Source organism: Flavobacteriales bacterium (assembly GCA_016700415.1).
Classification (GTDB): Bacteria; Bacteroidota; Bacteroidia; order Flavobacteriales_F; family PHOS-HE28; genus PHOS-HE28.
On sequence record CP065018.1, the window covers coordinates 368,001 to 388,517 of the forward strand.

A 20,517-nucleotide genomic window follows, 5' to 3' on the forward strand; every position below is an offset into this window, starting at 1 on the left:
GCCGGGGGCGGTGTTCCGCAAAGATGGCCATTCGAGCTGCGGTGGAAAGTGACGATCGTCGCTTTCAGTCCGCGCGATCATGCCCAACTTTACATCTGACCAATTGCACCATGAAGCACATACTGCTCCCCACGGATTTCAGCGGGACCTCCGTCAAGGCGGCCTATTTCGCCATGGACCTGTACGGCGCGGAGGACGCCCGTTACACCCTGCTGAACACTTATCTGAAGCCGGCCTACGGCAACGTGCTCCTGCCCCCGATGCCGGACACGGAGCGCGCCTCGCGGAACGGACTGCGGCGGGTGGAGCGGCGCTGCCGGAAACATGAGGGCAAGGTGTACATCGGTCAGGTCGCCACCTTCCATGAATTGACCCGGGCCGTCCAGGAGGTCCACCGGAAGAAGCCCGTGGACGTGGTGGTGATGGGCACCCAGGGCGAAGGGAACTATGGCCGGGTGGGGCACAACACCTCGGCGGTGGTGACCGGGGGCGTGCCCGCAGTGATCACCGTTCCGGCAGAATGGAGATCAGCGCCGATCAAGCGCATCCTCTTTGCCGATGACGGCCAGGGGATCACAAACGCCGGCATGGCGCCGCTGCTGGGGATCGCCGAGCGCACGGGCGCACACGTCACGGTGCTGTACGTCGGAAATCCCGCGGAGGACCCGAGGACCAAGGAGCACCTGCGGAAACTATCGACCAGCTTTGGCGACATCCCCCATTCCTTCGTCACCGTGGACAGCGACGGGGTAACCGGGGCGATGGACCGCATGGTGGTGGAACGGCAGATCCACTTGGTGGCCGTGGTACACCGCGAACGCAGTTTCTGGAAGCGCATCTTTTTGGCCAGCACCTCCAAGCGCATGGCCCTGCACACTACCGTGCCGCTGCTGGTGCTGCGGGAAGGTCATTGAAAATAGGAAAGTGGAAAGCTGAAAGTGGAAAACGAGCAGTCGTTTTCAGCCTTCAGCTTTCCACTTTCAACTTTCCCGGTCAGCTTTCACATTTCAGCATTCCTAAAAAGCTACCCGCGTGCTCTCCGTCCGCGCACCATCGGTCATGCGCAGCAGGTACACCCCGTGCGCCATGGCGTCCAGCGGCACCTTCACCAGGCCCTTGGCCGTGATGCCCGTGCTGCCCACCACGCGGCCTGCGATGTCCATTACCTCCAGCGTGCTGCCGGGGGCGAAGTCGTGCATCAGGAAGAGGCCATCGTCGCCGTAGAGCACTTGCAGGGGCTGGCCGCGGCCGCCGCTGAAATACACCGGCACCGCATCGCTCACCTCGGTGGTGCCGTCGAGGTCCGTTTGGCGCAGGCGGTAGTAGCTGAGGCCGTCCAGCGGCGAGGGGTCCACATCGGCATAGTCGATCACGCTCTGGCTGTTGCCCGCGCCCGGCACCTGCAGCAGGGCGGTGAAGGCTACCGCGTCCGCGCTCCGTTCCACCGTGAAGTGGTCATTGTTCTGCTCGCTTGCCGTCCGCCATTCCAGGTCCACCTGACCGCCATTGGGCTGCGCGGTGAAGGAAAGCAGCTCAATGGGCAGCGGGTTCGCATTGGTGAGCGAGCCCAGCGTCCAGTAATTCGCCGATTGGAGGAAGGAGCTCTGTTGGGAACCCGATATGATCCCGCCGGCAGCGGTGGTCCCATTCGTGCCACCGTTGCCACGGGCCGTCCATAATACACCGGTCCAATAGGCCACTTGCAGGGTCGGCAAGAAGGTCACGCTACAGCTCACGGGGTCCACCCAGCTAAGGGAGACGAAAGCATTCGGTACGCCGCTGCTGCGGTCGATCCGCCAGTACTCGCAGGCGCTCACATGGTGCAAGGTGGCATCATGGTCCAGACCGGTGGGCCCGAGCGTGGTGGTGGGGGAGGCGTTGAAATACTCGGCGGTGAAGGCGACGGCGGCGCCGCCGGAGATGGTGGAGAGGGCAGCGGGCCTGTACAGGTTGTTCTTGCCGATGGGGAAGACAATGTTCGTGTCGCCGATCTTCTGCATCGGGCCGTCCACGTGGCTGGCGTTGCTCATGTTCGCCGGGATCCCCGTGGCGCTCAACGTCAGCAGTGTGGCCGTGCTGGAGAGTATCCGGCCCTGGGTGAAGTTCAAGACCTTGTTCACCGTTAAGTAATTGGTCAGCAGCAGGTCCCCGCCGGACTTGTTCATGGTCAAGTTATAGAAAGCCTCATTCCATACCGCGGAGGTGATCGTCTGGTCGGTGCTGCCGTTGAAGACCACGGTGCTCAAGGTCTCCTCGAAATGGTCCGCGTCCTCCGCATTGTTGAAGTCGCCGCCCAATTCCAAGGTGCCCCCGCCCAAGCCATACAGGTCCAACATGCCGCCCGGGTTGATGTTCATGTCCCCGGAAACCTGCAGAAGGCTGCCGACCCGGTCCGCCCTTAGGCTGGCTTGTGTCGCACCGAGGGTATATCCCGACAAGTTCACCGTGGCGGCTTTCAAGGTGGCATTGTCAAGTACCGAGGTCACGATGCCCCCGGCACCGGAGGGAAAGTTCAGCGTTAGCGCGCCCCCGATATTCAGGGTGCTGTTGACATCCACGATCAAGGACTTCGGTGTTCCGGGAGGGAACGTCTGCAGCAGCGATCCGCATACGGCGGTGCCGCCCGGTTGTAGCCCTGTGCCCAAGCCTACGACGCAATTCTGGGCCGCTTGATTCCCGATCAACACGTTGGTGGCCGCGGTGGGCAGTCGCGCATCATCCCAGTTCTTGCACTCGAACCAATCCGTATTGATCGCCCCGCGCCACACCCCGTTCGTCATGGTGCCTACAGTGATGTTCATGATGGGCGCCGTGAGCCAGTTGTAGCCGTTGGTGTCGTATTGCCCGCAGTCCGGGTAGGAGCCCCAATTGGCCTGGTTGTCGATACGGATGATCCAGTCCCGCTGCGTGGCGAAGGTGTTGGGACCCGTGTATTTGTTGAAGTCAGAGGCCAGTGTGGGCGCCATGCTGAAACATTCCACGCCGGGAGGCCGGTCGCTGCGCTGGGTGGATCCGCAGCTTGCGCTCCACGAGTTTGGCGGGGCGACGGTGCTGAAAGCGTAGAGCACGGTGCCGTCATAGGTGGCATCATGGCTACCGCTATTGGTACCCGGGAACCATGTATCGCCTTGCATGAAAAAGAGCTGGTCGCCGCCCACATTGAGGTTGAGCGCGGTGCCCAGAATGCCGATCGAGGCGCAGGTCCAGTTGGCGTCCGGAGCTACGGAATAGACATTGTTGATACCCGGCGAGCTTCCGTTGACGCGGAAGGTGATCACCTGCCCCGCAGGGATCGCGGGCCCGGTCCGATACATCTCCACGGTGCCCTCGCCGGTACCCCACTTGCCCGGGGTGCAGCGCGAATAGCCATTGTCCGTCAGGATGATCTTCGTGTGATAGGTGATCTCCTTGAAGCAGAAGAAGCTGATCTCGTCGTCACCCGCGACGCCACTGCAACCGTTCGTGTTCGCGTTCACGCCCACAATGGCCAGATCGCCGGGGGATAAGACCGTGGGGGGCGAATCGATATCGCCGATGTACAAGGTGGCGTTGTCGTTGGAACCGATGGCGAAACCCAAAGGCACAGAGGAAACGGTGAACTTGACCCACTCCGTGGATTCCGGTAAACCGTCCAATAGTGGGGTGGCGGTAAATGTTACGGAGGCGGCATTGAGCGGAACGTTGCGTACGAACGTAGCCGCCGGTGCAGGAGGATTGGTGATATAATCATTTCCTAATCCATAGGTCGCCCCGGGTCCGTTCGCAACCGTAAAGGTCGCGGTGAAGGAAGCATGGATGGGAGGGACAATGTTCAGGGTGAAGGTCTGCGCGGGCGCACCTTCCAGCGCGGTGACGCTCAACGTGCTGAACTCGATCGTCGGCGTGTTGTCGTTGTCCGTGATGGTGAACTGATGGGTGAGGTTGGCACCGAGCGTAGTGCCGCCGGTGGCATTGGTGAGGGTGAAGTCGATCGTTTCGTCGCCTTCGGTCAGTCCGTCATCATTGATGATCACGTTGAAGCTGGCCGCGCCAATTCCCGCTCCCACGGTCACGGAAATGGTGCCGGGGCCAACGGGGAAGGTGGTGTAATCATTGGCACCGCCATAAGTGGCCGTGCTGCTGCCATTAATGGTGATGGTGAAGGTGGTGCTCGCCGTGGTGACCGGGCTGATCGTCATGGTCACCGCTACCGTGCCCGCGCTTTCCAAGGCCGCGCTGCTGGCCAAGTCGAAGTTCACCGTAGGGCCGCAGAGCATGGTGTGGCTGCCAAGGTGGGTTGCATCGTCTACATTGAATACATCCCACTGGGAGTCCAGTGTCGGGAAGGTACAAGGAGGCCATCCTGGGTTGCTGGTCACTCCGGTGCAGATGTTGGCTTTCCGCACCAGCGTTTTATTCAAGGTAGATCGACCTCCGGTGCCGGTCCATTGTGTGCCGGGGTCACAACCGATGTTGCCAATGATGTCAACCGTACTGGTGGTCACGGTGTTGTACAGATCAATGGCATCATCGCCATTGAAGGCCACCGCTGAATTGGTAATTTCGCCTGGTACTGCCAATGCGGCCAACGAGTTCTTGTAAACTACTGTTGCACCAGCTGCAAGTGTACCCGTCATGGCCGGTGCCCCGGTCGTGGTCACCGTCCCACTGCCATTGGCATACAACCTTAATTGATAGTTGGCCAAGTTGATACCGGCTGCTGTTCCATTGTAGATTTCGATGTACTTGTTGTTGCTGCTGCCCTCCAAGTATTCCGAAATGATGAGGTCGGTGGCCTGTGCGCTGGCCACTGCGGCCATGGCCCCTGCCAGCAGCAATGTGAGGGAGCGCCTCGCCCTTGCGTTGCGCGGGCGTGCGGGCAGATCAAGGCGGGTGATATCGGTGGAGCATCCCATCATCTCATACAAATATCGTCATTTTCAAGGTCCAAACCACGAACGTGGAATAGGACGGCTGTTAAGTTTTACGCGATCGTTGAAAAGGGGGGCTTCCCGCAGTGGTACAAGGAATTGTCGCACCGGATCGTTCAGGGTTACCGATCCGGCCCGGCGTACCACGGATAAGACGCAGCCCGGTGGGTGATGGTTGTGTCCGTTCCACGTTGGTTTTCCCCTTCTTTTTTAAGGAAGGGCAGCCCGATAGGTTTTCCCCTCCTTTTTTCAAGGAGGGGAAAGGGGTGGTTCTGTAATGATGTCCGGACCACCCCCAACCCCTCCTTTTGAGGAAGGAGGGGAGACCCACCACAAGCGTCATCGGGGAGACCCACCACAAGCGTGACCGGACTCACAATTCCAGAACTCCAGACTCACAACTCCGGACTCACGACTAAAGGACTCCAAACTCCCCTCACTCCTTCATGCCCGGCTGGAACTTGGCCCGTGGCGTCAGCACGGTGACGGAGGGTTCCTCATGTCCGTAATTACACTTGGGGCAAGCATTACGGCTTTCGCGCTTGAAGCGGTGCCCGTTGCTGCACTCGAAGGATTCCACGATCACATTGGGGTCATGGAGGTGCGGCCCGCCCGGCCCCGGTTTGGATGCGGAGAAGCCGAGGTCCGTCTTCGTGTTCTTGCGGGCGTATACGATGGAGGACTTATTGCGGACTTCACACTCGGGGCAGTTCATGATCTTCGGGTAAGCAGTGATGCATTTGCGGATCGCTGAAGATAGCACAAGGTTGGTTGTCGGTTGTCAGTTGTCAGTTGTCCGGCTGCATGGGGAGGCGATGAAAACGCATGGTCGCATCCCGTTCTTGTCGGCCTGCCGTAGGCATGGTCACGGCCATCGCGGCCCCACCCGACAACTGATAACGGACAACTGACGACCGATCCCGTAATTTCGGACCTCACTTCATCACCTGCTCCATGTCCGTTCCCGCCCGTTCCCTGGTCCTCTTCAGTGTGCTCGTGCTTTGCGCAAGCGCCATGGCCCAGCCCTACAAATACGGTTGCCACTATTTCCGTGAGCATCCCCATGCGCCCGCCGTGCCCACCGCCGCGGACCGCGCCTTGATCGACGACATCATCGCGCGCAGCGACACCTTCGACATCCTGCACTACGACATCGCCATCGACGTGACGGACTACAGCGCACAGCAGCTGAAAGCCGCCACCACCATCACCTTCACGCCGCTGATGGCGGGGCAGGACTTCATCCGCTTCGAGCTTTGGGACCTGCAGGTGGATTCCGTCACCTCGCCCGCCGGGCCGCTCACCTTCAGCAACGACGGACAGACGTTGCGCGTGGACTTCCTTGTGCCGCCGGACTCCGGCAGCGTGGATACGCTCACGGTGCACTACCAAGGCCATCCGCACCGCGACCCCGACTGGGGCGGCTTCTACTTCCAGTCCAACTACATCTACAACCTCGGCATCGGCCTCACCACCATTCCACCGAACTTCGGCAAGGTGTGGTATCCCTGCTTCGATTCCTTCGTGGAACGCGCCACGTACACCTACCATGTGAAGAGCTCGGGCACCTTCCGCGCGCACTGCCAGGGTGAATTCCTCGGCGAGGTGCAGCTGGGCGGCGACACGGTGGTGCGCACTTTTAACTTCGACCAGCGGATCCCAACGCACCTCTCGGCCATCGCCGTGGCGGATTATGTGGACACGGACTTCGTGCATGTGGGCGCCAACGGCGACGTGCCGGTGCGGCTCACCGCGAAGCCGGCGCAGATGGCGGCGATGGAGGCGAAGTTCACGGACATCGGCGCGGCCATCGACGCCTGTGAATACTGGTACGGCCCGTATCCGTGGCAGCGGGTGGGCTACGTGCTCACCACGGACGGCGCGCTGGAGATCCCCACCAACATCGCCTATCCGGATTTCATGCCCACGCAAAGCCTCCTCGACAATCGGGGGCTCTTCACCCACGAGCTGGGCCACCACTGGTGGGGCAACATGGTGACGCCGCACACGCAACAGGACATGTGGCTCAAGGAAGGCCCGGCGGAATACAGCGCGCACCTCTTGGAGGAATGGATCGGCGGGCAGGCGGCCTTCGATGCCGTAGTGAAGGACAACCAGCTCTACGTGCTACGGCAGGCGAACAACCAGGACGGTGGCTACCAGCCGCTTTCGCCCATGCCGGACCCGTACATCTACGGGATCACCACTTACAACAAGGGCGCGGCGGTGCTGCACAACCTGCGCGGCTACCTCGGCGATACGCTCTTCCGCCAAGGGATGTACGATGCGCAGACGGCGCATGCCTATTCCACGCTGGACGCGGCCGGCTTCCGCGATGCGCTGGAGGCCAGCACGGGTTACGACCTGCACCCGTTCTTCACGGACCAGGTGTTCGCGCCGGGCTTTTCGGTGTTCGTGGTGCAGGGCATGGCCGTGCATCCCGGCGGCGGCCTGTGGGACGTGAACCTCATCATCCAGCAGAAGCTGCGCGGCGCCACGGTTTTTCACCAGGAGGTGCCATTGGACATCACGTTGATCGGTGCTTCCGGTGAGCGGAAGGAATACAGGCAGCTCGTGGGCGGTGAGTTCAGCGCCGTGCCGTTGCAATGCGCCTTCGAGCCGGTGATGGCGGTGCTGAACGGGCACAACCGGCTGAACCAAGCACGGATGGACATCGATCAGCAGTTGGTTCCGGGCGAGGCCTTCACCACGAACCTGCCCCGGGTGGATTTCCGCCTTTACGCGGACAGCTTGGCCGACACCACGCTGGTGCGTATCGAGCACATCTGGGCGGCACCGGACCAAGGGCCGCTCGGTACGGCCATCGATGAATTATCGCCCGCGCACTACTGGACCGTGGACGGCTTGTGGCCCGAAGGAACGGCTTTGCACGCGCGCCTGACGTATTCCGCGTTGTCCCCGGCCTCCGTGGACCATGACTTCCTTGGCACCGATGAGACGGGCTTGCTGGTGGCCTACCGGGCCGATGCCTCCATGCCGTGGGAAGTGTACGCGAATCAGGATGTAAGCACCGGGATCGTGACCAACGGCACCGGCTACGTCGACCTCGACGTGCTTCGCAAGGGGCAGTACGCGTTCGCGAAGGGCGATCTCTCGGTGGATGTTCCCTTCACGGAAATGGCGGAGGACGGACTAACGCTCTATCCCGTTCCCGCTGCGGACCGGCTGCTCGTCGGCGGTCTGGACAGCCATGGAAGCTCCGTGCGGATCAGCATCTACAACGCTGATGGCCGCTTGGCGCTGAGGGCGATGCGCGATCCGGTGCAAGGTGTTCCGCTGGCCTTGGACATTTCGCGCTTAGCCCCCGGCAACTACGTGCTGCAGGCGGCATCCATGCAGGGGAAATGGATGGCGCGTTCCGGTTTCGTGGTGGCGCGGTAAGTGTCGGCCGCATCAAGGTCCTTGTCCACAGATGGCACGGATGGCCACAGATGATGCCTGCGGCACTGACGTCCGGGAAATTTTCCGGCAACGGCCCGGAATGTCCGTCCTGTACGGTTGATCGTCCATTTCACCGACAAGGATCCCACCTGTCGCATTCGGAAATGAACACCAGCTGCGACCCCTTCAGGGTCGAATACCCTCATGTCCATGACAAAATGCTGCGCCCCCCTCCGGGGTCGAGATCCGGCAGCAACGAGGCTTTTGACCCCGGAGGGGTTAAAACCTGTTGCACTGGGAGGTGGATCGACCACGACCTTGAAGGGGTCGCAGCCGGTGTTTGTAGATTTCGCGGACGCCAGTGACTGCGAAATGGGTTCAGCCCTTGCCTTTGGCGCGTGGGTGGAAGCGCATGATGTTGCTGCGCAGGTATTCGCGGTCCAGGTGGGTGTAGATCTCCGTGGTGGTGATACTGGCATGGCCGAGCATCTCCTGCACAGCGCGCAGGTCGGCACCGCCTTCCACCAGGTGCGTGGCGAAGGAATGCCGGAAGGTGTGGGGGCTGATCTCCTTGGTGATGCCGGCCTTCAAGGCGAGGGCCTTCACCAGCTTGAACACCCAGACGCGGGAAAGCCCGTTGCCACGTATGTTGAGGAAGAGGATGTCCTCCGCCTTGGGCATTACCGGCAGATGCACGCGCACGGTTTTGCGGTAGAGGTCGATCTGCCGCATGGCCTCCGGCCCGATAGGCACCAAGCGTTCCTTGTCCCCCTTGCCCACCACGCGGATGAAGCCGTCCTCGAAATGCAGCCTGCTGATGCGCAGTCCGCAGAGCTCGCTCACGCGCAAGCCGCAGCCATAGAGGGTTTCGATCATGGCGCGGTCGCGGTGCGCCATGTGATGGCCCATGTCGATGGCGGCGACCAGGGCATCGATCTCTTCCACGCTGAGGAAGACCGGGAGATGTCTGCCGGTGCGCGGGCTTTCGAGCAGCGCCGTGGGGTCATCGGTGATGTGCCGCTCGATGCGCAAGCATTTGAAGAAGCCACGGACGGCGCTGAGGAGGCGGGCTTGGCTGGTGGCCATCAACCCTGTTTTGGCCTGCTGCGTGATGAAGGCCTGCAGGTCGTCCAAGGCGAGTTGGTCGGGTTGGATAGGAGGGGAGAGGCTGATGGCGAAGTCGCGCAGCTTGCCCACGTCGCGCAGGTAGGCGTCCACCGTGCGTTCGCTCAGGGCGCGTTCCAGTTTCAGGTGGACCCGGAAGTCCGTGAGCGCCTGTTTCCACTCCATGGCCCAAAGTTGTGCCGCCCGTAAGGTGCTCCGATGAACTCTATTGATCACTTTTGCGCATAACCATGCACATCCGCATCATCAACGGCCCGAACCTGGACCTCTTGGGCACGCGCGAACCGGCGACCTACGGCACCCGGACCTTCGAGGAATACTTGCAGCTTTTGCAGCAGGCCCACACCGGCCATGTGATCGACCTGTACCAGAGCAACGTGGAAGGGGAACTGATCAACGCGTTGCGCACCGCGGACGCGGAATGTGACGGCGTGGTGTTGAACGGCGCGGGGTACACGCACACCAGCGTGGCGCTGCGGGATACGTTGGCGATGATGAAGGTGCCGGTGGTGGAAGTACACATCAGCAACATCCATGCGCGGGAGGATTTCCGGCAGCGTTCGCTCACGGCGGTGCATTGCGCGGGCGTGATCACCGGTTTCGGCCTGGAGGGTTACCGCTTGGCGGTGGACCACCTCTTGCGGCGCGGTGGCTGATCCATCTCGCTCTGGTCCAGCTCGGTGAACTTGCGCCAGCCGAGGATGTAGCGGTCGTAGGCGATGCTGCGGTGGTACATGCCGGTGAGGTCGGGGTTCCGCTCCATGGTGCGCAGGCGTTTGCGTTCGCGCATCACGCGCGGCAACCAGCGGATGAACTGCCGATGTGCGGCGCCCACCTTCCAGGCGTGCGCGGCATGGCCTTCGGTGAGGAACTTCATCGCGGCGAAGAAGTCCAAGGTGAAGCGGTGGAAGATGCGTGCATAGATCCAGCGGGAATCGAGATGCTTGGCGAGCACCACCAAACTGTTCCGGAAGTTGAGGAAGGTCTTTCGCGGGTCGCCGTATCCCAACGCCCCGCCACCGACGTGGTACACCTTGGCGGTGCTGGTATAGCCGATGCGCCAGCCCATGCGGCGCAGGCACCAGCAGAGGTCGATCTCCTCCATGTGCGCGAAAAGCGTGGCGTCGAACCCGCCGGCAGCGCGGAAGGCCTCGGCACGGATCATCAGGCAGGCACCGGTGGCCCAGAACACGTCGCGGTCATCGTCGTACTGTCCGCTGTCCTTCTCGGTGAGCTCGAAGATGCGCCCGCGGCAGAAGGGATATCCGTTGCGGTCGATGAAGCCCCCTGCTGCCCCGGCATGTTCGAAGGTGGAGCGGTTCCGGTGGCTGAGCATTTTGGGCTGGCAGGCCGCCATGTCGGGGTTCGCCTCCAAGTGGTCCCGTAGTGCAAGGACCCATCCGTCGGTCACTTCCACGTCCGAGTTCAGCAGCACGAAATACTTCGCGTCCACCTGTTGAAGGGCTTCGTTGTACCCGCCTGCGAAGCCTTGGTTTTCGGGCATACGGATCACCTCGACGGCGGGCAGGTTTGAACGGACCCACGCGACGGAACCATCGGTGCTTCCGTTATCGGCCACGATCACGCGGGCGTGCCTCGCGGAACGCTCCACGACCGCGGGCAGGAACTGTTCCAGCCAGCGTTGGCCATTCCAGTTCAAGATCACTACTGCTGTGTCCATCCGCCCCTTGTTCCTACGGGCAAAAATGGTGAAGAACGCCGGGCCGGGATCCCGAAAAAAGCCAACAGCCTACTAGCGCGGACTACGCTTCCCGCTGTTACCGCCGCTATTTCCACCGCCGGATCCCTGGCTGGGGGCCGATGGCGTGCTACGCACCGGTGGTGCGGAGGGTGCGGGCGCCGTGCGCGTAGGGGCGGGCGAACGCTGCACCGGTGGGGCCGTGGGCTTGGTGGGCGCAGTGCTGCGTTGCTGCTGGTATCCCTTGAAGTCGTTCACGCGTTGGTCGCCACGGCTCCGTTCCTCCTGAATGCGCTGTGGATCACGCTCCGGGGAGGTGTAGCGCGAACGGTCGGGAGTGGTCTGTGGCTGGCGTTCGGGGAAGGTGGTGGTGCGGTCCGGTTGCGTGGTGGCGGGTTGCTTTTCTTGGTATGTTTTCGTGCGGTCCGGCTGTGTTGTCGGGGTCTTCCCGCCGGGGGCATTGCTGAACTGCCCGTCCCTGCCACTGTTCGGGCTCCGATCGATCCGGTCCGTGTTGGCGGGCATCTTCGTCCATTGGCCGTTGCGGAATTCCTCCGTCCGGTCACCGTCGGTCCGGAAGACGTTTCCATTCCGGTCGATGAAATAATCCCGATCGGCGGCTTTCGTCACCTGCGTTCCGGATGTGCGTTCAGGAGTGCGCACCTTCTCGATCGTAGCTGTCCGTTGGTGGTCCACCACGGAAGGACGCACACCGGGGACCTTGTGGCTGGTATACAGGTCGTTGCTGCGCAGGTCGCTTGCGGACCGCCCGCCGGAGCTTCCCGCGAAGGAGCCGCGGTGCGCAATGCGGGTGCCATTGCCTTCGCTATAATGCTGCCCATAGAAATGGCCGTAGCCGTATCCCGTATGGCCGTAGTAGTTCCAACTGCCGGGGCAATAGGCGTAGGGCCCCCACCATCCCCAGGAATGCGTGTTATAGTAGCCGTAGTAGTTCCACCGCGGATAGAACCAGTCGTAGCCCCATGAGGACCCGAAGCCCCAGCCGTACCAAGGGTTGTAGTACATGTTGAAGCCCCAGGTGTATGGGCGTGGATACCAGAAGCTGCTGCGCCAAGGGTCGTAGTAGTAACCGGTGCCGTAGATCACGGTGCCGCCCTGCACATAGCTGCCGAGATAGCCGGGGGTGTAGCCCACGAAGACATTGTCCGGCGTGGAATCATAGATGTACACATAGCGCACGCGGTAGTTGGGGTCGGAGGGCGGGATGTCGTTCACCTGCGCGGGCACGGAGGTGCTCACCGTCCACGGGCCGTCCGGGGTGTCGCTATCGTACCACACCGCATTGTCGCAGACATGGTAGTGCCCGTTGATGCGCAGCACGGTGGTGCTGGCGTTCACGGCGGAATAGACAGCGGTGCCCGCGACTTGTTGGAACTGCGGGTCGCCGTCGTAGCTCACGCTCAAGGTCACGTTCCTGCGGTCCACTTGGGCGGTCTGCGGGATGCTGGCATCGCGCACGGCCTCACGCGCGGCGTTGGTGCCGGCCACGTGGGCGAGGATGCCGTCCTTCGCTGAACCTTCGGGCACCTTCGCGAAGTCCGCGGGCAATTCTTCCGGCGACACATAGCGCCACGGGCCGTTCTGCAGGTCCTTGGTGGCGAACCACCGGCCCGAGGCCAGGAGGTAATACTCCTGCGTGGGGATGTCCATGAAGAGGTCCTTGTCCGTATTGGTCACGTACATCAAGGAGGTGTTGTCGAAAGGCTGCATCTGCGGCGCCCCGTTGATGTCCAGGAGCACGGCGGGCTTGGTGGTGACCACCACCTCGGGGATGATGCCGTCCACGGGCTTTTCGGTGGTGCTGGCGGTATCCACTTTCTGGGCTAACGCCTCCAGGGCGGCCGGGGCTTTTTTCTCATACGTCCATGGGCCTTGCACGGTCTTCGCGGAATACCAAAGGCCGGATCCGTAGAGCCAGTTGTTGCCGCCCTTGGGCCGCACGAGCAGGTAAGGGGTGTTGGCCACGCGGTCCAGCTCCGGTCCGCTGCCGGCGTATACGGGGTCGCCGCCTTGGTCGTCGTTCTTCACGGCTTCGTAGACCGGTTCCCCGTCGATGAAGACCAGGATGCTGGGCTTGTCCTTGTAGATGATGGTGGGCGGAGCGTTGTCGTAGGAGGTGGAGCTCAGTTTCTCTTCTTCCAGTGCGGCCACTAACCAATCAATGGGAATGGGCGCGGCATGTGCGGGAATGCCCTGCGAGAGCATTTCCCGTATGCGGGCCTGTTCCGCGCTGTCGGTGATCCCGGGGAAACGGGCATCGGTCACCTTGAAGGTGGTGAGGGTGCCCATGCGGTCGCTACGGTCCACTGCCAGAATGCCATTGCCCCAGATCGCGCCGAAGACGGGGCTGCCGTCCTGTGGGCGTTGCAAGGCCACGGCGGCGCGGGCGGTAAAGCTGGTGCCGTCGAAGGATTCGGGCTGTGGTTTGAAGACCTGCACTTGGTCTTCACCGGAGGTGAACACCAGCGGCCAGTCGGAATTCTTCTCTTGGGCGTGGGCTCCGAAAGTGAGGAGGGCCGCTGCGAGGGGCCATGCCAGATGGCGGAGGGAGGGGGATGTGCGGATCATGGTACTAAGGATCTGTGACCTGTTATGCCAAGTATCGTGCCAGTGTCGAAGTTCGGTATTTTCCCTTTTGTCGATCGGCCTCGGGGATCATCTTTCCCAAGATTCGTAACACCTGAGCATCCTTCCCGGCCTATGGCGATTTGTGCCGAAAGCCCCGATCCCGTTACTTTTACTCCTCCCTGGCCCGGTACCGTGATATCGGATCTGCAAGAGGAGATCGCAATGAAGACCGTAGTTGGCAGAATGATCGGTGGTGGCGGGGCGATGGCCTTGTCCTTGCTGGCATGGGGCAGTTCCTTGGATCTGGACGGCATTCTGATGATCAGAGGGATGTCCATGGCAGGTGCCCGTGTGATCATCGTCACCCCCGACGAGGAACCCCGGACCCTCACGACGGGCCTTGCCCATTTCTCCTTGCACCTGAAATTGAACACCGACTATCTCCTCTCTTTTGAACGGCCCGGTTGCGTAAGCAAACAGCTACAGTTCAACACGGCCGTGCCGGACGGTTATCCGGTGGGGGAAGGCTTCTATTTTCCGTTCCAGGTCACCCTTGAGCCGATGCCGAAAGGACAAGAATTCGCCTATGCCGGCCCGGTGGGGTTGATCCATTTTGATCAGTACATCAATGCCTTCGGCTATGATACCGATTACCGCGTCACCAAGAACGAGGTGTTGGCGAAGCGCCTGGAGCTTGCCCGGACCGGGCTGGAGCAGCAGGCGGAGCCCGTGCGGGGAGAGGCCGCCGTGCCGATGCCGGGTTCTTCGGGAAATCTCTCCGGGAAGGGCGTGGAGGCCCCCGATACCCCTCATGACGTGTTGGCGCCGGTGGTGTCCCGAACGGCCCCGAGGGTACACGTGTTGGAGATGCCTAAGGAAAGGCTGGAACCGGTGCCCGCCCATTCCGCGTCGCTGCATGTGGCGCTGGATGAGTTCCGGCCGAGCAGACCCGGACCGGAGCTTTTGGCATTGGGCGCCGCACCTGCGAAAAATGAATTGAACGCTCCTGTTGCGATGTCATCTGACCGATGGAAGGTGGTGCATGCGGACCGCTTGCACGTCATCACCAGCATCAAGGTGCAGGAAAAGGATCGCGAGGTCGAGTACCGCCGGGTGGTGAGCTACTATGGCGGCATCACCTTTTTCCGCGACGGCTTCCCATGCTCGGAGAAGACCTATGAAGACGGGTCGGCCCGTTGATCAACGCCTCTCCAGCCGGACGACGTTCTCCACGTGCCAAGTATGGGGGAACATGTCCAGCGGTTGCACACGGGTGATGCGGTAGAGGTCCTTCAGTAAGGCAAGGTCGCGGGCCTGCGTGGACGGATTGCAACTGACATAGACGATGCACGGCGGTGCCATTTCACGGATGCGCTCCACCACTGAAGGATGCATGCCGGCGCGGGGCGGGTCGAGCACCAGCACATCCGGCTTCCCATGGCGCGCGATGAATTCCGCATTCAACAGGTCCTTCAGATCACCGGCCTCGAAGGCCACGTTCCCGATCCCGTTCAGCTCCGCGTTCGCATGTGCGTCCGCGATGGCCTCCGGCACGATCTCCGCCCCGATCACCCTTCCGCAGTGCCGGGCCAGAAAGAGCGAGATGCTGCCGGCACCGCAGTACAGGTCGTACACCAGTTCATCACCCTTCAGTTCTGCATAGATCCGGACCAGCTCGTACATCACCTGGGTCTGCTCGGGGTTGGTCTGGAAGAAGCTCTTTGCGCCGATACGGAAGCGCAGCGGTGCGTGGCCATCATCGATCAGTTCCTCGATGATGTGGTCGCGCCCGTGGAACACATGGACGTCCAGGTCCCAGATGGTGTCGTTCATCTTCGGATTGATGCACCAGAGGAGCGAGGTGATCCCCGGGAATTCCTGAAGTACGGCGGCGAGCAATGCCTCGCGTGATCCCTTGTCCTCGTAACCGAAGGCGAGCAGCACCATGACCTCGCCCGTAGTGGTGGTGCGGATGGTGAGGGTGCGAAGCCAGCCTTCATGTTTCCGGATGTCATAATAGCCCAGTCCATGCGCGGTGGCGTAGGCCCCGACGAAGTTGCGGATGGCATCGCTGGGCGCTGGCTGCAGCCAGCATTTCTCCACGTTGAACACCTTGTCGAACCTGCCCGGCAGGTGATAGCCCAAGGCCTTGCGGTCCTCGATCACCTCCCCGGTGTCCAGTTCCGCCTTGGTGAACCAGCGTTGCGCGGTGAAGGTGTACTCGAGCTTGTTGCGATAGTGCTGCGTCTTCGCGGATGCAAGGATCGGAGGTACCTCCGGCAGCTCCAGCCCTCCGATGCGTTGCAGGTTGTCCACCACCTCCTGATGCTTGTTCAGCAGTTGGGCCGCGTGGGCATAGTCCTGCCATCCGCAGCCGCCGCAGATGCCGAAGTGTGCGCAGAAGGGTTCCTCGCGGTCCGGTGAGGCCGTGATCAGCCGCGTGGTGGTGGCCTCGGCATAGCTCTTCTTCTTACGCTTGACCTGCAGGTCCACCACATCGCCGGGCACCGCGCCGGTAATGAAGACCACCAGCCCGTCCACTTTGGCGATTGCCTTGCCTTTGGCACCCCAGCCGGTAACGGTGATGTGCTCGAATACAGGAAGTGGTTTTTTCGCCATGGGGCTGCAAAGAAACCGCATCCCGGGTTCTCCGTGCGGCAAGGCAGGGCTATCGGGGCTTCCTCCCGCTCCTGACCGCTTGTGCATGAACAGGAATGAACCACGGATGCACACGGATCGGCACGGATCAAATTAAGACTGCTAATCACCGTCACCATCCTGTTAGCAACACGGATGCTGACTATCCGTGTGTATCTGTGTGCATCCGTGGTTGAAGAACCGGTCCCCGCTTACAGCGCCTTCGTTCACGGCAGCGCGATCGTCTTCGCATCACCCTTGTCGGTGATCCAGAGGTACTTGATGATGTCCTTCGCTTCCTTTTTCGGAAAAGCCTCCGGCAGTTGGCACTGCATGGTGAGGTTGTAGGTGTATTGCACGGGCGGTTCCGTGATGTCGGCATGCAGTACGATGTCGAAATTGCCGTACGGCACCTTGTTGTAGAACAGCGTGGTGGGGTTGCGGACGTCGTTGATCAACTGGCCTCTGCGACGGCTGTTCAGCGAGGTGCGCGTCCGGGTCTTGTAGGTGGTGTAGCGGTCCAGGGGAAAGTAGGCGCCGTTCTCTTCGGCGGCGATGCGGTGGCTTTCCTCCACCTTGAGGCCGAGCTTGGTGAAATTCTTCAGCTTGTCCTGCATCAGCTTGGTGGCGAACATCCGCAGCGTGTCGTAGCAGGCGCTTTGATCCTCCACGAAGTAGTCCATCTTCACCAGGTCGTAGATGCCTTCCTTGGCGGCGGCGCTCACGATCTTGTCCAAGATCCGTGCATCCCTGAATTTGATGTGGATGTTCTTCTGGATCTCGAACCCGGCGGGCACTTCCTGATAGGTGGTGCTGAAGAACTTGCGGGTGGTCTCGATCTCGTAAACGGGCACGAAGGAGAGCATGTCGGTGAAGAGGTCCGCGTCCTTCACGCCCACTTTATGCAAGCGTGTCATCAGCCTTTCCATGCGGCCGTTCATCAGGGAATCCGCCTCCTCGGCTGATTGGCCCAACTGGGTGAGATTGAAGATGGCGAGGTAACTGTCCGCGCGCATGTTCATCATGGCGTCCACTTCCAGCACCAGCACATTGCCTTGCAATGTGGCCTTCACGGCCTGTTCCGCCTGCTGGAAATAGATGCGGCTGTTGGTCTCGTACATGAGATTGCCCATGGCTTGCGGCTTCGCGTGCAATGCGGTGAACAGCACCGTGGTGATGGCGAGGGTCCGGGAGATCGACATTCGTTTGTTCGGTTGTTTGTCCTCGGTACACGCTGCTGACAGAACGGTTCACCGGACCTGTGCAACGCGCCGAAGCAGGGGAGCTGACCGGGAGAGCCATACCGAGGCGCAGCTGCCAAGTGCGACCATTGCACTTTCCCGTGACCTGTCGTGGGAAGGCATGTCCATGTTCCGAGATCTGGCGGGAGTGAAGCCGCAGGGCAGGAATACCTTTGCCGATCAGGGATCATCGGGAAGAACACCACCATGCCGGACAAGGTCAACAAGCGGGAACTAGCAGAGCGGGTAAAGGAGCTAGGCTGCCTGTATGCCGTTGCCCGATCGGTGCAGCTGCACTGATCGCTCCTTGCCGGAACTGCTTCACCATGTGGTGGAAGTGGTGCGGGAGGGCTGGCAATTCCCCGAGGAGGCCCGTGTTCGTATCCGGCTGGACGATGCAGTATTCGGCGATCCAGTGGATCATCAAGATGCCATGCGCGCCGATCTGCTGGTGGACCGGACGGAGCGTGGTCAGATCACAGTGGCATACCCCGATGCATCGATCGCCGTGGAAGGCCCGCTGTTTCTTCCGGAGGAGCAGCCCTTGTTGGACAGGATCGCGTCCGATCTTTCCGCCGTCATTGAAAGGCATGAGCGTCGCCAGCACCAGCAACTGCTGGAATCGCGGATGCGGAGCAACGACCGGCTAACGATACTGGCGGAGATCACCGCGGGCATCGCGCACGAGTTGAACACGCCGCTGGGCAATGTGCTGGGCTACGCGGAACTGCTGAAGAAGGATGAGACCGTCCGGGAGCGGCGCAGCGACCTCCAGCGGATCATCGACTCGGCGTTGATCGGACGCGAGATCGTAAAGAAGCTGATGTACTTCTCCTGCGAAATGCCCGCGCAGTTCCAATTGGCCGATGCGAACAAGGCCCTGCATGATGTGCTGCACCTGCTTGAGCAGCGGCTGGAGCAGCAGCACGTTACCGTTCAATGGCAATTGGCCAACGGCATTCCGCCCGTGCGGTTGGACCAGGTGCAGTTCGCGCAAGTGATCTCCAACATCGTGCTCAACGCGGCCGCGGCCATGCCCGAGGGCGGCACGATCGCCCTTTCCACCGAGTGCCGGGTCGGTCTGGTGTTGATCACCATCGCGGACACGGGCAAAGGCATCGGCGAGGCCGACCTGAAAAAGATCTTCCAGCCCTTCTTCACCACCAAGCCCACCGGCGAGGGTACCGGCTTGGGGCTTTCCGTGGTGCACGGCATCATGAAGGGCCATGGCGGCGGCGTTGCGGCATCCTCCACGGTCGGGGAGGGCACCACCTTCACCCTCTCATTCCCCATACCCTCCCCATGAAGGAACGACCTTCCGTGCTGCTGGTGGACGATTCCCGCGACATGCTGGAACTGCTTCGCCGCTATATGAACGGCATGGGCCTCACGCCGTTCACCTGCAACAACGTGGTGGATGCGATCGAGGTACTGGAGCAAGGCCCTGTGGACCTTGTGATCACGGACCTGAACATGCCCGAGGTGAGCGGCACGCAACTGGTGAGATATATCGGGCAGCACTTTCCGAAGATCCCTGTGCTGGTGATCACCGGCTTCCCGGACGTGCAGGTGGCCGTTGACGTGATGAAGCAGGGCGCGGTTGAATTCCTGGTGAAGCCGGTGACGGAGGCGGAGCTGCGCACGGCGGTGGAAAAGGTGTTGGGCACGAACACCGAAGAGGTGGCCGAAGTGCCTGCGGAAAGCCATGGCCAGGTGCTGGGCATGGTCGGGCGTTCGGCGGGGATGCAGGAGGTGTACCGCATCATTGAGCGCACGCGGAACAACAACGCGACGATCCTGGTGAGCGGGGAAAGCGGTACGGGCAAGGAAGTGGTGGCGCGCGCGGTCCACTACAACAGCGATCGCTCCACGGCGCCGTTCCTCGCGGTGAATTGCGGGGCCATCCCGGACCAATTGCTGGAGAGCGAGCTGTTCGGCCACACCAAAGGAGCGTTCACCGGTGCCACCACCAACCGGGCGGGCTTCTTCCAGGCCGCTGACGGGGGGACGTTGTTCCTTGACGAGATCGGTAACGCCACCGCGGCAGTGCAGGCCAAATTGCTACGGGCCGTGCAGGAGAAGGAGGTCACCATGCTGGGCGGCACCAAGCCCCAGCGCGTCAACGTGCGGTTGATCTCCGCGAGCAATGCCGACCTCAACGAACTGGTGCGCACGGGCACCTTCCGCGAGGACCTGTACTACCGCTTGAACCTGATCAACATCCACCTGCCGGCCTTACGCGATCGGAAGGAGGACATCCCGTTGCTGATCAATCACTTCAACGCCAAGTACAGCAAGGACATGGGCAAAAAGCCCTTGCGCATCCCCGTGCGCGTAATGGACGCGCTGGAAGCCTACCTGTGGCCGGGCAATGTGCGGGAATTGGAGAACTTCATCCATCGGTTGGTGATCATGAAGGACAACGCCGTGGCCATGGAAGACCTGCCCGACACCATGAAAATGGATAGCCCGGAGCGGCCCGGCGACGGTACGTTGCAGACCCTCGCCGAGGTGGAGAAGCAATACATCCAACGGGTGCTGGAAAGCACCGGGCAGAACAAGACCAAGGCCGCTGAGATCCTGGGGATCGACCGGAAAACCTTGCGGGAAAAACTGAAATAGCACCGGCCCTTTTCGTACCGGCCGGGGAATTACTCCCCGGTTTTCAGTCGGCAATTTGAAGTGGTAATGTGGTTTGGCACGCGGGGCCTGAAAATCATTTTATCAATATCATCAAGCTTTTCCGGCCAATAATGATCCCGTTTCAACATCCCGGAACGGTTCCATGGCACGCCTCTTGGCAATAGCGGCGCCATGACAATGCAGAGCAACCGTGTAAAGCGCCGGACCGGTCCATCACCGGGGGTATGCGGCAACTGCGTGCATGGCGGGAATTGCGTGTTCCAACGGACTT

At 61.4% G+C, this 20,517-nt stretch carries 13 protein-coding genes; 6 read left to right on the forward strand and 7 right to left on the reverse strand.

Features of this window, described 5'->3' with window-relative positions:
- Positions 1-110: 110 nt before the first annotated feature.
- Complete coding sequence (locus IPP95_01525; GenBank protein QQS72936.1) at positions 111-914, forward strand: universal stress protein; 804 nt, start codon at positions 111-113, stop codon at positions 912-914.
- Positions 915-1,016: 102 nt separating this feature from the next.
- On the opposite strand, the gene IPP95_01530 is transcribed toward IPP95_01525, so the two are convergent.
- Together IPP95_01530 and IPP95_01535 are read right to left on the reverse strand one after the other, a co-directional pair.
- On the reverse strand, positions 1,017-4,898 hold the full coding sequence (locus IPP95_01530; protein QQS72937.1) for a lamin tail domain-containing protein: 3,882 nt from the start codon (positions 4,896-4,898) through the stop codon (positions 1,017-1,019).
- Between the two features lie 448 nt (positions 4,899-5,346).
- Positions 5,347-5,625, reverse strand: a complete 279-nt coding sequence (locus tag IPP95_01535; GenBank protein QQS72938.1) for a hypothetical protein — start codon at positions 5,623-5,625, stop codon at positions 5,347-5,349.
- Between the two features lie 239 nt (positions 5,626-5,864).
- Between IPP95_01535 and IPP95_01540 the strand changes: the two genes are divergently transcribed.
- Entirely contained in the window at positions 5,865-8,312 is a 2,448-nt protein-coding gene (locus IPP95_01540) for a hypothetical protein (protein ID QQS72939.1), read from the forward strand.
- Between the two features lie 378 nt (positions 8,313-8,690).
- On the opposite strand, the gene IPP95_01545 is transcribed toward IPP95_01540, so the two are convergent.
- Complete coding sequence (locus IPP95_01545; protein ID QQS72940.1) at positions 8,691-9,602, reverse strand: tyrosine recombinase XerD; 912 nt, start codon at positions 9,600-9,602, stop codon at positions 8,691-8,693.
- A 65-nt stretch (positions 9,603-9,667) separates the two neighbouring features.
- On the opposite strand from IPP95_01545, the gene aroQ reads away from it, so the two are divergent.
- Positions 9,668-10,093, forward strand: coding sequence for a type II 3-dehydroquinate dehydratase (gene aroQ, locus IPP95_01550; protein QQS72941.1), 426 nt, complete (start codon positions 9,668-9,670; stop codon positions 10,091-10,093).
- On the opposite strand, the gene IPP95_01555 is transcribed toward aroQ, so the two are convergent.
- Complete coding sequence (locus tag IPP95_01555) at positions 10,051-11,118, reverse strand: glycosyltransferase family 2 protein (GenBank protein ID QQS72942.1); 1,068 nt, start codon at positions 11,116-11,118, stop codon at positions 10,051-10,053. The two genes, aroQ and IPP95_01555, sit on opposite strands and share 43 nt — an antisense overlap.
- A 72-nt stretch (positions 11,119-11,190) precedes the next feature.
- Positions 11,191-13,725, reverse strand: coding sequence for a hypothetical protein (locus tag IPP95_01560; GenBank protein QQS72943.1), 2,535 nt, complete (start codon positions 13,723-13,725; stop codon positions 11,191-11,193).
- A gap of 222 nt (positions 13,726-13,947) precedes the next feature.
- On the opposite strand from IPP95_01560, the gene IPP95_01565 reads away from it, so the two are divergent.
- Entirely contained in the window at positions 13,948-14,925 is a 978-nt protein-coding gene (locus IPP95_01565) for a hypothetical protein (protein QQS72944.1), read from the forward strand.
- Here IPP95_01565 and rlmD read toward each other — a convergent pair whose 3' ends face one another.
- A complete protein-coding gene (gene rlmD / locus IPP95_01570) occupies positions 14,926-16,344 on the reverse strand; it encodes a 23S rRNA (uracil(1939)-C(5))-methyltransferase RlmD (protein ID QQS72945.1) in 1,419 nt (472 codons plus the stop codon). It abuts the gene before it with no gap.
- A 245-nt stretch (positions 16,345-16,589) separates the two neighbouring features.
- Positions 16,590-17,564 (reverse strand): SIMPL domain-containing protein, encoded by a 975-nt coding sequence (locus IPP95_01575; GenBank protein QQS72946.1) that lies wholly within the window; start codon positions 17,562-17,564, stop codon positions 16,590-16,592.
- A 346-nt stretch (positions 17,565-17,910) separates the two neighbouring features.
- Between IPP95_01575 and IPP95_01580 the strand changes: the two genes are divergently transcribed.
- Together IPP95_01580 and IPP95_01585 are read left to right on the forward strand one after the other, a co-directional pair.
- Entirely contained in the window at positions 17,911-18,909 is a 999-nt protein-coding gene (locus IPP95_01580) for a sensor histidine kinase (protein ID QQS72947.1), read from the forward strand.
- Positions 18,906-20,225 (forward strand): sigma-54-dependent Fis family transcriptional regulator, encoded by a 1,320-nt coding sequence (locus tag IPP95_01585; GenBank protein ID QQS72948.1) that lies wholly within the window; start codon positions 18,906-18,908, stop codon positions 20,223-20,225. Before IPP95_01580 ends, IPP95_01585 begins: the two co-directional genes overlap by 4 nt.
- The last annotated feature ends 292 nt before the right edge of the window (positions 20,226-20,517 follow it).

Excerpts from the sequence above, each read along its gene's own strand:
- IPP95_01525 (QQS72936.1), top strand. The coding sequence starts at position 111 with ATGAAGCACATACTGCTCCCCACGGATTTCAGCGGGACCTCCGTCAAG.
- IPP95_01530 (QQS72937.1), bottom strand. The coding sequence starts at position 4,898 with ATGATGGGATGCTCCACCGATATCACCCGCCTTGATCTGCCCGCACGC.
- IPP95_01535 (QQS72938.1), bottom strand. The coding sequence starts at position 5,625 with ATGAACTGCCCCGAGTGTGAAGTCCGCAATAAGTCCTCCATCGTATAC.
- IPP95_01540 (QQS72939.1), top strand. The coding sequence starts at position 5,865 with ATGTCCGTTCCCGCCCGTTCCCTGGTCCTCTTCAGTGTGCTCGTGCTT.
- IPP95_01545 (QQS72940.1), bottom strand. The coding sequence starts at position 9,602 with ATGGAGTGGAAACAGGCGCTCACGGACTTCCGGGTCCACCTGAAACTG.
- aroQ (QQS72941.1), top strand. The coding sequence starts at position 9,668 with ATGCACATCCGCATCATCAACGGCCCGAACCTGGACCTCTTGGGCACG.
- IPP95_01555 (QQS72942.1), bottom strand. The coding sequence starts at position 11,118 with ATGGACACAGCAGTAGTGATCTTGAACTGGAATGGCCAACGCTGGCTG.
- IPP95_01560 (QQS72943.1), bottom strand. The coding sequence starts at position 13,725 with ATGATCCGCACATCCCCCTCCCTCCGCCATCTGGCATGGCCCCTCGCA.
- IPP95_01565 (QQS72944.1), top strand. The coding sequence starts at position 13,948 with ATGAAGACCGTAGTTGGCAGAATGATCGGTGGTGGCGGGGCGATGGCC.
- rlmD (QQS72945.1), bottom strand. The coding sequence starts at position 16,344 with ATGGCGAAAAAACCACTTCCTGTATTCGAGCACATCACCGTTACCGGC.
- IPP95_01575 (QQS72946.1), bottom strand. The coding sequence starts at position 17,564 with ATGTCGATCTCCCGGACCCTCGCCATCACCACGGTGCTGTTCACCGCA.
- IPP95_01585 (QQS72948.1), top strand. The coding sequence starts at position 18,906 with ATGAAGGAACGACCTTCCGTGCTGCTGGTGGACGATTCCCGCGACATG.